Raw genomic sequence first — 14,290 nt, 5'->3', positions numbered from 1 at the left:
CGGTGAGGGCGGGACGTCAGCCCGTCTCGCCGGACGCGATCGCGTCCGCCACCTCCGCCACCCGCTCGCCCTCCTCGGCAGCGAACCGTTCCGCGTCCAGCTTCTCCGCGATCTCCTCGTCCTGCGCCATCAGCTGGTCGAGGTTGGCGTTGCCCATCTCGAAGACGCCCATGTCGACGTACGCCTCCTGCAGCCGCTTGCCCCACAGGCCGATGTCCTTGACGCACGGCACAATGCGGCTGAACAGCAACTGCCGGAAGAGAGCGAGGAATTCGGAGTTCTCGCTGCACTCCTCGGCCTCCGCCTTGGGGATGCCGAAGTTCTCCAGGACCTCGACGCCGCGCAGCCGGTCGCGCATCAGGTAGCAGCCCTCGATGACGAAGTCCTCGCGCTCGCGGCGTTCGGCGTCGGTGAGCTGCTTGTAGTAGTCGCGCAGGGCCATCCGCCCGAAGGCGACGTGCCGGGCCTCGTCCTGCATCACGTACGCCAGGATCTGCTTGGGCAGGGGCTTGTCCGTGGTGTCGCGGATCATGCCGAACGCGGCGAGCGCGAGACCCTCGATGAGGACCTGCATGCCGAGGTAGGGCATGTCCCAGCGGGAGTCGCGCAGGGTGTCGCCGAGCAGCGACTTGAGGTTGTCGTTGATGGGGTACAGCATCCCGATCTTCTCGTGCAGGAAGCGGCCGTAGATCTCCGCGTGCCGCGCCTCGTCCATGGTCTGGGTCGCGGAGTAGAACTTCGCGTCCAGGTCGGGGACGGACTCCACGATGCGGGCCGCGCACACCATCGCGCCCTGCTCGCCGTGCAGGAACTGGCTGAACTGCCAGGAGGCGTAGTGCTTCCGCAGCTCGCCCCGGTCGCGCTCGGTCATCCGGTCCCAGTGCCGGGTGCCATACAGCGACATCGACTCGTCGGGGGTGCCGAGCGGGTCGAGCGGGTCGACCTCCAGGTCCCAGGCGATGCGCTTGGCGCCGTCCCACTGCTTGTCCTTGCCCTTCTGATAGAGGGCGAGGAGGCGCTCGCGGCCTTCGTCATACTCCCAGCTGAAGCGGGCCGCGCCGTTCGCCGGTATCTGCCAGACGGTGTCGTCCGGGGCGTGTGTGTACAGCTCGTGCGTGGACACTGACGGCTCCTAGGGGTGGCCTTGGACAAACCTCGTACCGCCTTGCGCTCGTCCCCAGTTGGCAGGCTCACACGCTCTCTGACGCCGGGTCAACAAGTCGTGCGCAAGGGATTGACGGCCTTGCTGACAGGCAGTCTCATAAGACGTGACCCCCGGTAACCGTGACGACGAGACAGGGACACAGTCATGACGACCACGACGGAGGACGCGACACTCGAAGGACTGCGGGACGCGCTCGGCCTCCTCAAGGACCGGGAGCAGGTGGCCGAGCGGCTGCTCGACTCTTCCGCCAAGCACTCCTTCGACCCCGACAAGGAGCTCGACTGGGCGGCGCCCTTCGAGGAGGGCAAGTGGTTCTGGCCGCCGGAGCTGCTGTCCTTGTACGACACCCCGATATGGCGGCGGATGAGCGAGGAGCAGCGCATCGCGCTCTCCCAGCACGAGGCGGCGGCGCTTGCCTCCCTGGGCATCTGGTTCGAACTGATCCTGATGCAGCTCCTCGTACGGCACATCTACGACAAGCCGGCGACGAGCGCGCACGTCCGCTACGCGCTCACGGAGATCGAGGACGAGTGCCGGCACTCGAAGATGTTCGCGCGCCTGATCACGCGCGGAGACACCCCGTACTACCCGGTCAGCACGGTCCACCGGAACCTCGGCCGCCTCTTCAAAACGATCTCCACGACACCCGGCTCATTCACGGCGACGCTGCTCGGCGAGGAGATCCTGGACTGGATGCAGCGCCTCACGTTCCCGGACGAGCGCGTCCAGACCCTCGTCCGAGGGGTCACGCGGATCCACGTCGTGGAGGAGGCCCGCCATGTGCGGTACGCCCGTGAGGAGCTGCGCCGCCAGATGGTGACCGCCCCGCGCTGGTCCCAGGAGTTCACCCGCCTCACATCGGGCGAGTTCGCGCGGATCTTCTCCATCGCCTTCATCAACCCCGAGGTGTACACGAACGTCGGCCTGGACAAGCGCGAGGCCATGGCCCAGGTGAAGGCGAGCGGCCACCGCCGCGAGGTGATGCAGACGGGGGCGAAACGCCTCACGGACTTCCTGGACGACATCGGGGTACTGCGGGGCGCGGGGCGCCGACTGTGGAAGAGCTCGGGGCTGCTTGCCTGAGGCTGTTTCGGGGCGCTTGTTCGAAAGGGCGGATACGCTGCGGGGCATGACCTCGCCTGCTCCCGCCCGCGCGTACCGGCGCCTCAGCGTCGAGGAGCGGCGGCGGCAGCTGCTCGAGGCCGCCCTCTCCCTCTTCGCGGTGCGCGCGCCCGACGAGGTCTCCCTCGACGACGTGGCAGAGGCGGCCGGGGTGTCCCGGCCGTTGGTCTACCGCTACTTCCCGGGCGGCAAGCAGCAGCTGTACGAGGCGGCACTCCGCTCGGCGGCCGCCGATCTTGAGCAGTGCTTCGCCGAGCCGCCGGACGGCCCCCTCACCCTGCGCCTGGGCAACGCGCTCGACCGCTATCTCGCCTTCGTCGACCAGCACGACGCGGGGTTCAGCGCGCTGCTCCAGGGCGGCAGCGTCGTGGAGACCTCGCGTACGACGGCCATCGTGGACGGGGTGCGCAGGGCGGCCGCCGAGCACATACTCGCCCACCTGGAGGTCGCGGGGGCCTCGGGTCCGCGCTTGCGGATGACCGTCCGGATGTGGATCACCTCCGTCGAGGCGGCGTCGCTCATCTGGCTCGACGAGGAGAAGCAGCCGCCCCTGGACGAGCTGCGGGACTGGCTCGTCGAACAGTTCATGGCGGTACTCGTGGCCGCGGCGGGCCGTGACCCGCAGACGGCGGAGGCGGTGCGGGCCGCGCTGGCCATGGAGACCTCGGACGGCCCTGCCGGGTCGCTCGCGCGGCGCGTCCTGCCCGTGGTGAGCGACGCGGCGCACCTGCTGTGAGCGGGCGGCAGGACCGGCTGTGACACTGGTGCGGTGAAGAGCGAAGACACCCCCTTCGTGGGTGGCCCCCTGGACGGCCGTGTCCTGCCCATCCTGCTCGGCCCCACCGGCCACCCGCCGAAGGTGTACCGGGTCCCGGTCCCGGACGAGGCGGGAGGCGAGCCGACGGTGCTCGTGTACCGGCGCGTGGCCAAGGCCGCGGGGAAGCGGTTCGGACTCCACCCGGGCTGGAAGTACGAGTACGACCCCGAGGGCGACAAGGCCGGGTCGGGTCTGAAGTGGCCATGGTCGAAGCCGGAGCGCAAGCCGGAGGAGTAGCCGAGGCATCGTTGACGGGGGCAAGGGCGCCGCGCCGCGGCTCCCTGGACGAGTGACGCAATTCCACCAACCCGCCCACCGCCCGGAGGCGGGCCCCACCGGACCGGTCGATGCTCGCGGTGCGGGACGGACGAGCCGTCACCGCACCGGAGGTGATGGCATGTCAGGCAGGCTGCTGCGATGGGCTTGTACGGGGACGGCGGTCGGGGCGCTGCTGGCCACGACTTCCCCCGTGTACGCCGTTCCGGGCCCGGACGGCACGGGCGAGCGCCCCGTCGCCGAACTCCTGACGGACCTTCAGGACATCTACCAGAAGGCGGAGGAGGCGACGGAGACATACAACGCGACTTCGGAGAAGCTGAAGAAACAGCGCGCCGAGGTCACCCGCCTCAACCGCGGCCTGACCAAGGCGCGGGCTTCGGTTCGGGACAGCAGGGGCGACGCGGGCCGTTTCGCACGGCAGCAGTACCAGGGCACCGGCACCACGGAGTTCTCCCCCTACGTGCGTCTCCTCCTGGCCCGCAATCCGCAGCAGGCGCTCGACCAGGGGCATGTGATCGGCCGGGTCGCGGCGGAACGGGCGGCGACGGTGAAGCGGCTCGCCGGGGGCGAGAAGAAGGCAGCGGATCTGGCAGCCACGGCGAAGCGCGCCTTCGGGACCCAAGTCGCGCTGGCCGCCCGGCAGAAGAAGGCCCGGGACACCGTCCGGGGCCAACTCAAAGAGGTCGAGGAACTGCTCGCCTCTCTCACTCCGGAGCAGCTCGCGGAACTGGCCCGGGCGGAGGAGTCGGACACGGCCGAGGCCCAGCGCGAGCTCCTGGCGTCGGGAGCCTTGAGCGGCGCTTCGGCGACGGCGCCGTCCCGACGCGGGAACTCGGCGCTCGACTACGCGGTCCGCCAGATCGGCAAACCGTACAAGTGGGGCGCGGAGGGCCCCAAGTCGTACGACTGCTCGGGACTGACATCAGAGGCATGGGCAGCAGCGGGCAAGGAGATCCCCCGCACATCGCAGGAGCAGTGGGCGGAACTCCCCCACATCCCCCTGCGCAAGCTCCGCCCCGGCGACTTGATCGTCTACTTCCCCAAGGCGACACACGTGGCGATGTACCTGGGCGACGGCATGATCGTCCAGGCCCCGCGCCCCGGCTCCAAGGTGAAGGTCTCCCCCATCGCCTCGAACCCCATCCTGGGCGCGGTCCGCCCGGACCCCGGCTCGAAGGCAATGCGCGACTACACCCCGCCGAAGCTGCCGCGCGGCGCGAAGGAGGGCAGCGACACGGCCGTGTCTACCGCTCGCCCTTGATCATCTCCGCCTCCGGAGGCTTTGATTGTTGCCGGGGCCGCCCGGTTGTCCCGAGAGTGGCGGTTCCGGGCCGGGTGTAAAGGGCGCTCCGCTGCGCTACGCGTCGGCTTCGCCGATTCCGCTTCGCTCCACCCTTGACACCCACCCCTCCACCGCGAGAAGCGAGATGACCGGGCGGCCACGAAGCGGGGCTCACGGGGACTGGGGGTTGGGTCATCCGGCTTCACGGCCGGGTGCGGACTAGTTCGTTTCACGTGCCGTCCCGCTGGCGGGATGCGCGGCCGGTCCGGGGATGGGTCCCGGCTTCGTCAAGCGTCCGACGACCGGATCTCCCCGGCTGCCCGTCACGGTCAGGGGCACGCGGCCGCTCCGGGATGGGTCCCGGCTTCGTCAAGCGGGTGCGGACCGGCCCTTGTGGGTGTGGGCGTGGGTGTGGGTTTGGTTCGGGTTCGCGGGGAGCCGTGCCGTGCCGCGACTGGCAGTCCGGCGGGGTCGGGCTCGACCGGGCGGGTCGGCGCGTGGGCTGGGGGTGGGGGACCTACTTTGGGAAAGTTGTGTTCTGGCACAAGGGGGGCGCGCGGGATTCGAAACGCAACTTTGCCGAAGTAGGTTCCCCACACCCCCCCGAGCCAGCCAATCCCCGGGGGTCAACTGGCCATCGGCTTTGGTGAGTTGCACACCTGACACCCGGCGCCCTCGCCCCGGAAGATCCGGTCGGCGGACGCTTGACGAAGCCGGGACCCATCCCCGAGCGGACCGCGTGCACCTCTCACCCGGCGCGCTGCTCCGAACCAGTCCGCACCCGGCCGCGAAGCCGGATGACCCATCCCCGCTGCCCCGAGAGGCCCGCTTCCTGGGCCGCCCGATCGACGTCCACCCGCGGTGGAGGGACGGGTGTCAAGGGTGAAGCGAAGCGGAATCGGCGCAGCCGACGCGACGAAGGAGCGCCCTTGATACCCGGCCCGGAACCGCCAACCTCGTAACAGCGGGCGGCCCCGGCGCCGACTCGACGCCGGGACGCCGAAGCCCCCACCAGGGGTTAGTTACTCCCCCGCCAGCGAGGCAAGGTACGCCCCCGTCTTCTCCGGCTCATAGAAGAAGTTCTCGAAGTCCGCCGGGTTGTTGAAACCGTTGGCGAAGCGATCCGCCACCGGCTGGAGTTGGCCCGCCGCGCCGATCAGGTTCAGGACATGCTCCGGCGGCGGGGAAAGCATCGCGTTCGTCCACTTGGTGACGTGCTGCGCCGTCTCCCAGTAGCGGTCGAACGTCGACTGCATCCACGCCTCGTCGAACTCCCTCTCACCGTTCTCGATGATCGAGGAGAGGTACGAAGCGGCGCACTTGGAGGCGGAGTTGGATCCCTGCCCGGTGATCGGGTCGTTGGCGACGACCACGTCGGCGACACCGAGGACCAGGCCGCCGCCGGGCAGCCGGCCGATGGGCTTACGCACGGTCGGCGCGTACCGACCGCTCAACGTGCCGCCCGCATCCGTCAGTTCGACCTTGGTCGCCCGCGCGTACTCCCACGGCGTGAACTTCTCAAGGAGTTCGAGGGTCAGCGCCAGGTGCTCGGAGGGGTCCTTGACGCCCTGGAAGACGTCCAGCGGGCCGCCCGGAATGCCCTCCCAGAAGAGGATGTCCGCGCGCCCGGACGTCGTCAGCGTCGGCATGACGAAGAGCTCGCCCACCCCCGGCACCAGGTTGCACCGCACCGCGTCGAACTCGGGGTGCTCGGGGCGCGGGCCCATCCCGTGGACGTACGCGACCGCAAGCGCCCGCTGCGGGGTGTCGTACGGAGAGCGTGAGGCGTCGCGCTCGAACATCGAGACCAGCTCGCCCTTGCCCGCGGAGACCAGGACCAGGTCGTACGTGCGCGAGAAGTAGTCGAGGTCCGAGACCGCCGCGCCATGGATGACCAGCTGGCCGCCGCGCTGGGCGAACGTCTCCATCCAGCCCGCCATCTTCACGCGCTGGTCGACGGACTGGGCGTACCCGTCGAGCTTGCCGACCCAGTCGATGACGCGGGAGGAATCCGGACCGGCGACCGAGACGCCGAGGCCCTCGATCTTCGGGGCCTGGGACTCCCAGAAGTTGGCCTGTATGTCGCGCTCGTGCTGCAGCGCCGTGTCGAACATGCACTGCGTGGACATGACCCGGCCGGACCGGACCTCGTCCGCCGTGCGGTTGGACATCAGGGTGACCTCGTACCCCTGCGACTGGAGCCCGAGGGCGATCTGGAGCCCGGCCTGACCGGCTCCGACGACGAGTATCTTCCGCATGCGGCTGCTTCTCCTACGTACTGACCAAAACAGAAAGAAAGTTGCGGGGGGTGGGTCTATTCGGGCGTTGCCTCCAGGGCATGGCCCACCAGTGACAGGAGCGACTCGATCACCGATATCCGCTGCCTCGCGTCCATGATCAGCACCGGTATGCGCGGCGGGATCGTCAGCGCCTCGCGGACGTCCGCGGGCTCGAACTCCTCGGTGCCGTCGAAGTGGTTGACGGCCACGATGTACGGAATACCGCAGCTCTCGAAGTAGTCGAGCGCAGGGAAGCAGTCGGGCAGGCGCCGGGTGTCGGCGAGGACCACCGCGCCGATCGCGCCGCGCACCAAGTCGTCCCACATGAACCAGAAGCGCTGCTGCCCCGGCGTACCGAAGAGGTACAGCACCAGGTCGTCGTCGAGCGTGATCCGGCCGAAGTCCATGGCGACCGTGGTCGTGGTCTTGTCCGGGGTCGACGTCAGGTCGTCGGTGTCCTCGCTCGCCTGCGTCATCAGCGCCTCCGTCTGGAGGGGCGTGATCTCGGAGACCGCGGTGACCAGGGTCGTCTTGCCGACACCGAACCCGCCCGCCACCACGATCTTCGTCGCGATCGGGGCACGGCTGCGGTCCGTCTGCCAGGCCTGGAGGTTCTCGTCCGGGTCGGGGCCCGGGTGGCGGAGTTCAGAGACGGCGGAGTCCACTCAGCACCCTTTCGAGCAGTGCGCGGTCCGGCTGTCCCGGGCCGTGGCCCGTTCCGTACACGCGGATCTTTCCCTGGTCTGCGAGGTCGCTGAGCAGTACGCGGACCACGCCGAGCGGCATCTTCAGGAGCGCGGCGATCTCCGCGACCGTACGCATACGGCGGCAGATCTCGACGATGGCCCGCAGCTCCGGCATGACGCGGATGGAGAGGTTGCCCTGCGGCAGTTCGAGGCGTTCCTCGGGGGCTTCGAGGGCAGCGACGAACGTCTCTACGAGCAGGACGTGGCCGAAGCGGGTGCGGCCGCCCGTGAGCGAGTACGGGCGTACTCGGGCGGGTTTGCGGTCGGCGCCCCGCTGGGGCAACTTGCCGGGCTTACTGCTCATCGGACGCTCTCCATCGACTGGCGCAGCTCACTGCGGAGTTCGGGGGTGAGGACATGCCCGGCACGGCCGACGAAGAGCGCCATGTGGTACGCGACGACGCTCATGTCGCAGTCCGGGGTCGCGTGCACGCCGAGCAGCGAGCCGTCGCTGATCGACATGACGAAGAGGCTGCCCTCCTCCATCGCGACGACGGTCTGTTTGACCGCTCCGGCGTCCATCAGCTTGGCGGCACCGATGCAGAGGGAACCGAGGCCGGAGACGATGGTGGCGAGGTCGGCACTCGACCCTTTGGGGCCCGCGCTGTTGTCCACCGCCTGCGCGTTGTTGCGCGCGGGGTCGGAGGAGAGGAGGAGCAGGCCGTCGGATGAGACCACCGCGACCGAGAGCAGACCTTGCACCTCCTCGACGAGATTCGTCAGCAGCCAGTGCAGGTTGCGGGCTTCGCTGCTCAGGCCGAACCCGGTGGCGGTGCCACCTGCGGACGAACTGGGCGAGCGCATGGGCGCAGTCAACTACTTGCCTCCTCGACTGATTCCCCCATGTTTTCGGTCTCTTCGTTACGTTCGTTCAGCTCGGCCGCCACGTCGCGACGGCCGCTGATGGCTCCCTGGTGGAAGCCCCCGAGCCGCTTGCGCAGCGCTTCGGCGTCGACGGAACCGCTGCGCGCCTTGGGCACGGTGGGCTCGGGCGCGGTGATCTTCGGCGTGCGCTTGGGCAGCCCCTTGTCGGTGACGCGTTCCCACTTGGGCTCGGCAGGGGCGGCCTTTGCCTCGGGCTCGGGCTCGGGCTCGGGCTCGGGCTCGGGCTCGGCCGCAGCTTCCGGCTGCCCTGGCTGTGGGCAGGCGTCCCGCAGGGCGGGACGGGTGGGCACAGCCCCAGCTTCCGGCTCCTCATCGACCGCCGGAGGGGCAAGCTCCAGGGTGGTCTCAGCCTCAGCTTCCCGTGCGGCCACTTCCGCAGCGGCAATCAGCGGATCCCCCGCAGAGGCACGCCCCGGCAGGACATTGGAGTTCGCCTCGGCTTCAGAGCCCGGAAGGTGCATGGCAGGCGCCGCCCCGGCAAGGGGAACCCCCATCGCCGGCGGCGCCGCAACAGCCGGCGCCGCCGCGAGGATCGACTTGGGCAGCACGACGACAGCGGCGACACCCCCCTGCTTCTGCTCGCGCAAGCGGACCCGCGCCCCGTGCCGCGCGGCGAGCCGCGCCACGACATACAGACCGAGCCCGAGCCCGTCCCCGCTCTCCTGGTCGTACGCGTCGTCGGGACGGAACTCCGCGAGACGGGAGTTGAGCTCCGTCATCCGGTCGGGGGTGACCCCTATGCCCTCGTCCTGCACGGAGAGCATGACCTCGCCGCTCTCCAGGAGCCAACCGGAGACCTCGACGGAGGCGTCCGGCGGCGAGAACGACGTCGCGTTCTCGAGCAGCTCGGCGACCAGGTGACTGATGTCGTCCGCGGCGAAACCGGCGACATGCGCGTGCGGCGGCAGCGTGGCGATGCGCACCCGCTCGTACCGCTCGATCTCGGAGACGGCGGCGCGTACGACGTCGACGAGCGGGACCGGGCCCGGGTGCTGGTGGCCGTGCTCGGCGCCGGCCAGGACCAGGAGGTTCTCGCTGTGGCGGCGCATGACCGTGGCGAAGTGGTCGAGCTTGAAGAGCGTGGCGAGGCGGTCGGGGTCCTGCTCGCGGTCTTCCAGGTTCTCGATGACGGCGAGCTGGCGCTCGACGAGGCCGAGGGTGCGCAGGGCGAGGTTCACGAACGTGCCGTGGATGGACTGCCGCACCCGCTCCAAGTGGGCGGAGGCCTCGGCCAGTTCACCGCGCAGCTTCTCGCGCTCGTCGGCCATGGACGTGCGCTGCCCGATGAGGTGCTTGCGGTCCGCTTCGAGGGTGGTCAGCCGCTCGGTGAGGGCGACCGCGTGGCCGTGCAGCGCGTTGACGGACCGTACGACCTGGGCGAACTCGTCGTCGCGGCCGGTGAAGCGGATGGGTTCCTGCGGCGCGGGCTCGGTGGCGAGGCGGGCGGAGCCGAGGCGCAGGACGGCGAGCGGCCGGGTGAGCGTGCGGGCCATCGCCATGGTCACGCCGACCGCGACGAGCAGCGTGACGCCGATGAGTGCGACGCGGATCTCGAGGGCCGTGACGTCGTCGTCGCGCAGTTGGGCGAGGTCCTTGGTGCGCTTGACGGTGAGCGAGGACTCGGCGCCGCGCATCATCTCGATGCGGGCGGAGAGCGCGGCGTCGATCTTCTTGCTGTCGTAGCGCAGCTCGGCGGTGGAGAGCGCGGCCTTGTCGGTGAGCCGGGAGAGGTACTTCTCGGCGGTCGTGACCTCGTTGCCCGTGACCGTCGAGTCGTACGTCGCGCGGGCGCGCTCCGTGGCCGTGTCCCGGAAGTCCGCGATGGCGGCCTGCTCGCGGACGTCGGCGCGCTGGGCGGCGGCGCTCAGCGCGTCGCGGGTCCTGCTGCTGGCGGAGGACTCGTCGACCACCGTGGTGGGCAGGCCGGTGACCGGGTCGACGGTGGTGCTCGTCTCCGTGGTGCGGGGGACGGCGAGGGCGGCGAGGAGCAGGCCGCGGGCGCCGGCGGCCTGTTCGACGGCGTGGTCGAGGTCGGCGAGCGCATAGCCGCCGGAGCCCGCGCGGGGCGGTGTCTGCTCGGCGAGTTCGCGGGTCAGGGCGTGCAGTGCGGTGATGACGTCCGAGTACGCCGTGTGCGCTTCGAGAGCACTGCTCTTGCCGGTGAGCGCCGCTCCGCGTACGGCGGCGATGGCGGCGAGGTCGCGGCGCAGACCGGCCGGGGCGTCCGCCGAGCGCAACTCGTCGATCTGGCGGTCGACGCGGGCGCTGCGGCTCTCGGAGAGCCTCTTACCCCCCTTCGGGCGGCCCGCGGCGATGTACGAGGTGACCTCGTCGCGCTCGTCGGCGAGGGAGTGGCTCAGCGAGACGGCCTGCTGAGTGCGCTCCGCGAGGGTCACAAGGTCCTGGGCGTCGCTCAGTTGCCCGGATGCGGCCACGACGGCGGGCGCTCCGGCCCCGGCGATCGCGGCGGCCACGACGGCGACGGCGACGATGAGCCGGTTGCGCACGCGCGCGGTGGGCTTGGAGTTGACGGGCTTCGTGGGCTGCGCGGCGCTCTTCGTGGGCTGCGCGGCGCTCCCGTCGGCGCTCTTCGCACCGTCAGGAACCGTCGCACCGGGGGTGTGGTCGCTCGCCGCGGGCTCTCCCGCCGTGGGCTCGGGCGGGCGCTCGGGCGCCTGCTCCGTAGGGGTGGTCGCGCCCGGCGTGGCCCCGTCAGAGGCCGTCTGCTTGCCTTTGCGCCGAGGCCGCATCTTCTGCACCGATGCTCGCATTCTTGTTTTTCGTCTGCCCATGGGCCCGGGTGACGATCCGTCAACGAACGCGCGCCCCCGGTACGGCTCCTGACCCTTTCAGTGCCGATGAGTGGCGGTCGCGCATCGCCTGCCTGGCCACCCGAAGGAGTGAACATCGGCGGGGAGTTGGCGAGCAAGTCCCGAGTTGAAGCAAAAGACTCGGCCACGGTGCGCCGGTTGGACGTCTCCCGCAGGCTTTGGCAGGATGCGCGGCCACACACCGCCGGAGGCGATCATTCCGCCTGAAATCCGGCGCCTGACCTGCTGGTCCGGGCCAATCGGCGGCCATATGCGACCCCTCGGTGACCTTGTGAAGGCCTCGTGCAGACTGGCTGAATGCGCATCGAACTCGCCACCGAGCCCGGCGACCCCACCCGCCCCAATGAGGACTATGCCGCGGTCATGCTTCCCGCATCCGGACAGGGCGGTTCACTCGTCCTCCTGGACGGGGTGACTCCGCCCGCCGGGGATGACGGTTGTCTGCATTCCGTCCCCTGGTTCACGGCACGGCTCGGCGGCGCACTGGGTGAACTGTCCGTTTCACGGCGGGATATGACGCTCGTTGAGATCCTGGCGGCGGCGATCGAGCGCACCGCGGACACACATCGTCAAACCTGTGACCTTTCTCACCCGCGCACGCCTCAGGCCACGGTGGTTCTGGTGCGTTGGGACGACGAGCGGGTCGAGCACCTGGTCCTCTCGGACTCCGCACTCCTGGTGGCGGCCCCCGACGGCCGGGTCACGGCGGTCCTCGACGAGCGCCTGGACCAGGTGCCGCCGTCGGTCCGCAGGAGCACCCCCGCGATCGAGGCGCTGCGCAACGCGGAGGGCGGCTTCTTCACGGCGGCCGCGGACCCGGCGGTGGCATCCCGCGCGGTCACCGGGGAGAGCCCGCGCTCGCAGGTGAGGGCGCTGGCGGCGCTGACGGACGGCGTGGGCCGCTGGGTGGAGAAGTTCCACGAGGGCGACTGGACGGACTGCTTCACCTTGCTCCAGAAGGAGGGCCCGCAGCACTTGGTGGACCGGGTGAGGGAGCTGGAGCGGGCCGAGACGCTCCCGCGGGGGAAGCGGCACGACGACGCGGCGGTGGTTTACGCGGAGCCTTGATAGATGCGGGGGGGGTGAGCGCCCCTTTAGGGGCGCGGGGCTGTGACATATGCGGCTCCGCCGCGTGGGCGCGACAAGCCACGACGCACCCGCGGACAGAGAACACACCTGGCAGACCGCAGAAGCCCGATGCAGGGTGCCTTACCCCTCGGCGGAAGAATTCAACTGATGCAGCAGCCGAGCCAGCTCGGCAACCTCCGCCCGGTCCCAACCGGCAAGCTGCCGCACATACCGCTCCCGCCGCCCCGCACGCACCGTACGGAACCGAGCCCCACCCTCCTCCGTGAGGCGGACCAACCACGCCCGCCCATCCGCAGGATCCGGCTCACGGGCCACCAACCCCAGTTCCTCAAGCGCCCGCAGCTGACGACTCATCGTCGCCTTGCCCACGCCGATGAAAGCGGCGAGATCCGTGGCGCGCTGCGGACCGGAGTCGTCCAGGCAGACGAGAAGGCCGTACGCGGCGGGCTCCAGGTCCGGATGGACCTGGCGGGCCATCTCGCCGGACGAGGCGCGGGCCCGGCGAAGGAGCAGGGTCAACTCCCGCTCCAGGGAGAGGAACTCGCGGTCGACACCGCTCTCGTGCACTTCAGCACCCATGGCCCGCTTCTTTCCGGATCGTGAAGGTTTCCGCCCCGCACGGCGGACGCCACGGCGGGACCGGCGAGCGCGCCCGCCCATTGCCGCAGCTCGGCCAGTATTTCGTACGGCCGCGCCGCACGGTGCCGTGGACACCGCCGCAGGAGTAGACCAACGGCACCTCCCGGGCCCCCTTCCCAGCCACGGGTCTACGTGCGTAGCGTCGTCAATGACATGTTCACACCATGACATGTCGACAGGTCCCCCCACCGAGCTCGCCGAGCTCCACCGAGCTCCATCCAGCTCAACCGAGGCCTTCGGAGGCACGCACATGCCCGTGCACAGACCCGGAACGCCCCGCCGCTCGCGCTGGTCAGCGGCCGGAATCCTGCTATCGGTCCTCTCCGCCCTCTCCCTCCTCATCACCCTGCCCGGCGCCGCACAGGCCGCCGACGGCGATGACGTACCGGCCCGCGGCTCAGCCCGTATGGGCATGGGCGTCATCGAGCACGACGGGCAGGGCAGCCTGCCGCCCAGTGGCGACGCCGTCCAGACCGAGGGCGTCGACGTCAGCAGTCACCAGGGCAACGTCTCCTGGTCGACCCTCTGGAACAGCGGCGTGAAGTGGGCCTACGTCAAGGCTACGGAAGGCACGTACTACAAGAACCCCTACTTCGCCCAGCAGTACAACGGTTCGTACAACGTGGGCATGATCAGGGGGGCCTATCACTTCGCGACGCCCGACACCTCAAGCGGCGCCGCCCAGGCCAACTACTTCGTGGACAACGGCGGCGGCTGGTCGCGCGACGGCAAGACACTGCCGGGCGCGCTCGACATCGAGTGGAACCCGTACGGGGCGGCCTGCTTCGGCAAGTCCCAGACCGCGATGGTCACCTGGATCCGTGACTTCCTGAACCAGTACAAGGCCCGCACCGGGCGGCACGCGGTGATCTACACGGCCACCAGCTGGTGGAAGCAGTGCACCGGCAACTACAGCGGCTTCGCCGTCAACAACCCGCTGTGGATCGCCCGTTACGCCAGCGCGCCGGGTGAACTCCCGGCCGGCTGGGGCTACTACACGATGTGGCAGTACACATCGACCGGCCCGACAGTCGGGGACCACAACAAGTTCAACGGCGCCTACGACAGGCTGCAGGCGCTCGCCAACGGCTGAGCGCGCATGACGTGACGGGGCCCGGGACCCCTCGCGGGGCCCCGGGCCGCTAACCGGCCACCT

General features: G+C 70.0%; 14 protein-coding genes. 7 read left to right on the top strand and 7 right to left on the bottom strand.

Annotated features, from left to right (window positions below; translation table 11 throughout):
* Window positions 1-16 precede the first annotated feature (16 nt).
* The gene (locus AB0O76_RS08660; protein WP_365486811.1) at window positions 17-1,123 is read right to left on the bottom strand and encodes a ferritin-like domain-containing protein; all 1,107 of its coding nucleotides are present in this window, start codon (window positions 1,121-1,123) and stop codon (window positions 17-19) included.
* A 186-nt stretch (window positions 1,124-1,309) separates the two neighbouring features.
* Between AB0O76_RS08660 and AB0O76_RS08655 the strand changes: the two genes are divergently transcribed.
* From AB0O76_RS08655 to AB0O76_RS08640, 4 genes are all read left to right on the top strand, one after another.
* Window positions 1,310-2,248 (top strand): diiron oxygenase, encoded by a 939-nt coding sequence (locus AB0O76_RS08655; protein WP_365486809.1) that lies wholly within the window; start codon window positions 1,310-1,312, stop codon window positions 2,246-2,248.
* A 46-nt stretch (window positions 2,249-2,294) separates the two neighbouring features.
* Window positions 2,295-3,023 carry a helix-turn-helix domain-containing protein gene (locus AB0O76_RS08650; RefSeq protein ID WP_365486807.1) on the top strand — a complete coding sequence of 243 codons (729 nt, stop codon included), beginning with the start codon at window positions 2,295-2,297 and terminating at the stop codon, window positions 3,021-3,023.
* A gap of 33 nt (window positions 3,024-3,056) precedes the next feature.
* A complete protein-coding gene (locus AB0O76_RS08645) occupies window positions 3,057-3,341 on the top strand; it encodes a hypothetical protein (protein WP_365486805.1) in 285 nt (94 codons plus the stop codon).
* A 160-nt stretch (window positions 3,342-3,501) separates the two neighbouring features.
* Window positions 3,502-4,644: an NlpC/P60 family protein gene (locus AB0O76_RS08640; RefSeq protein WP_365486803.1), complete on the top strand. Its 1,143-nt coding sequence runs from the start codon at window positions 3,502-3,504 to the stop codon at window positions 4,642-4,644.
* Window positions 4,645-5,687: 1,043 nt separating this feature from the next.
* On the opposite strand, the gene AB0O76_RS08635 is transcribed toward AB0O76_RS08640, so the two are convergent.
* Genes AB0O76_RS08635 through AB0O76_RS08615 form a run of 5 tightly spaced genes read right to left on the bottom strand, consistent with a single transcriptional unit; the run spans window position 5,688 to window position 11,325 of the window.
* Complete coding sequence (locus AB0O76_RS08635; RefSeq protein WP_365486801.1) at window positions 5,688-6,923, bottom strand: styrene monooxygenase/indole monooxygenase family protein; 1,236 nt, start codon at window positions 6,921-6,923, stop codon at window positions 5,688-5,690.
* A gap of 56 nt (window positions 6,924-6,979) precedes the next feature.
* Window positions 6,980-7,609: an ATP/GTP-binding protein gene (locus AB0O76_RS08630; RefSeq protein ID WP_365486799.1), complete on the bottom strand. Its 630-nt coding sequence runs from the start codon at window positions 7,607-7,609 to the stop codon at window positions 6,980-6,982.
* On the bottom strand, window positions 7,590-7,994 hold the full coding sequence (locus tag AB0O76_RS08625) for a DUF742 domain-containing protein (protein ID WP_365486797.1): 405 nt from the start codon (window positions 7,992-7,994) through the stop codon (window positions 7,590-7,592). The genes AB0O76_RS08630 and AB0O76_RS08625 overlap by 20 nt, the downstream gene beginning before the upstream one ends.
* On the bottom strand, window positions 7,991-8,494 hold the full coding sequence (locus AB0O76_RS08620) for a roadblock/LC7 domain-containing protein (protein ID WP_365486795.1): 504 nt from the start codon (window positions 8,492-8,494) through the stop codon (window positions 7,991-7,993). Before AB0O76_RS08620 ends, AB0O76_RS08625 begins: the two co-directional genes overlap by 4 nt.
* Window positions 8,495-8,502: 8 nt before the next feature.
* The gene (locus AB0O76_RS08615; protein WP_365487103.1) at window positions 8,503-11,325 is read right to left on the bottom strand and encodes a nitrate- and nitrite sensing domain-containing protein; all 2,823 of its coding nucleotides are present in this window, start codon (window positions 11,323-11,325) and stop codon (window positions 8,503-8,505) included.
* Window positions 11,326-11,703: 378 nt separating this feature from the next.
* Here AB0O76_RS08615 and AB0O76_RS08610 point away from each other — a divergent pair, with 378 nt between their 5' ends.
* Window positions 11,704-12,474, top strand: coding sequence for a protein phosphatase 2C domain-containing protein (locus tag AB0O76_RS08610; protein ID WP_365486794.1), 771 nt, complete (start codon window positions 11,704-11,706; stop codon window positions 12,472-12,474).
* Window positions 12,475-12,615: 141 nt separating this feature from the next.
* On the opposite strand, the gene AB0O76_RS08605 is transcribed toward AB0O76_RS08610, so the two are convergent.
* The gene (locus AB0O76_RS08605) at window positions 12,616-13,074 is read right to left on the bottom strand and encodes a MarR family transcriptional regulator (RefSeq protein WP_365486792.1); all 459 of its coding nucleotides are present in this window, start codon (window positions 13,072-13,074) and stop codon (window positions 12,616-12,618) included.
* A 20-nt stretch (window positions 13,075-13,094) separates the two neighbouring features.
* Between AB0O76_RS08605 and AB0O76_RS08600 the strand changes: the two genes are divergently transcribed.
* Together AB0O76_RS08600 and AB0O76_RS08595 are read left to right on the top strand one after the other, a co-directional pair.
* Window positions 13,095-13,223, top strand: coding sequence for a hypothetical protein (locus tag AB0O76_RS08600; RefSeq protein ID WP_365486790.1), 129 nt, complete (start codon window positions 13,095-13,097; stop codon window positions 13,221-13,223).
* 161 nt (window positions 13,224-13,384) lie between these two features.
* On the top strand, window positions 13,385-14,227 hold the full coding sequence (locus tag AB0O76_RS08595; protein ID WP_365486788.1) for a lysozyme: 843 nt from the start codon (window positions 13,385-13,387) through the stop codon (window positions 14,225-14,227).
* Window positions 14,228-14,290: the final 63 nt, after the last annotated feature.

Origin of the sequence: Streptomyces sp. NPDC086554, assembly GCF_040686095.1 — a bacterium.
Lineage (GTDB): Bacteria > Actinomycetota > Actinomycetes > Streptomycetales > Streptomycetaceae > Streptomyces.
The sequence above is the reverse complement of the archived record's forward strand: the minus strand, read 5'-3'. Positions and strand labels throughout refer to the sequence as shown.

Coding starts and splice junctions, on each gene's coding strand:
- AB0O76_RS08655 (WP_365486809.1), top strand. CDS start 1,310: ATGACGACCACGACGGAGGACGCGACACTCGAAGGACTGCGGGACGCG.
- AB0O76_RS08650 (WP_365486807.1), top strand. CDS start 2,295: ATGACCTCGCCTGCTCCCGCCCGCGCGTACCGGCGCCTCAGCGTCGAG.
- AB0O76_RS08640 (WP_365486803.1), top strand. CDS start 3,502: ATGTCAGGCAGGCTGCTGCGATGGGCTTGTACGGGGACGGCGGTCGGG.
- AB0O76_RS08635 (WP_365486801.1), bottom strand. CDS start 6,923: ATGCGGAAGATACTCGTCGTCGGAGCCGGTCAGGCCGGGCTCCAGATC.
- AB0O76_RS08625 (WP_365486797.1), bottom strand. CDS start 7,994: ATGAGCAGTAAGCCCGGCAAGTTGCCCCAGCGGGGCGCCGACCGCAAA.
- AB0O76_RS08620 (WP_365486795.1), bottom strand. CDS start 8,494: ATGCGCTCGCCCAGTTCGTCCGCAGGTGGCACCGCCACCGGGTTCGGC.
- AB0O76_RS08615 (WP_365487103.1), bottom strand. CDS start 11,325: ATGCGGCCTCGGCGCAAAGGCAAGCAGACGGCCTCTGACGGGGCCACG.
- AB0O76_RS08610 (WP_365486794.1), top strand. CDS start 11,704: ATGCGCATCGAACTCGCCACCGAGCCCGGCGACCCCACCCGCCCCAAT.
- AB0O76_RS08605 (WP_365486792.1), bottom strand. CDS start 13,074: ATGGGTGCTGAAGTGCACGAGAGCGGTGTCGACCGCGAGTTCCTCTCC.
- AB0O76_RS08595 (WP_365486788.1), top strand. CDS start 13,385: ATGCCCGTGCACAGACCCGGAACGCCCCGCCGCTCGCGCTGGTCAGCG.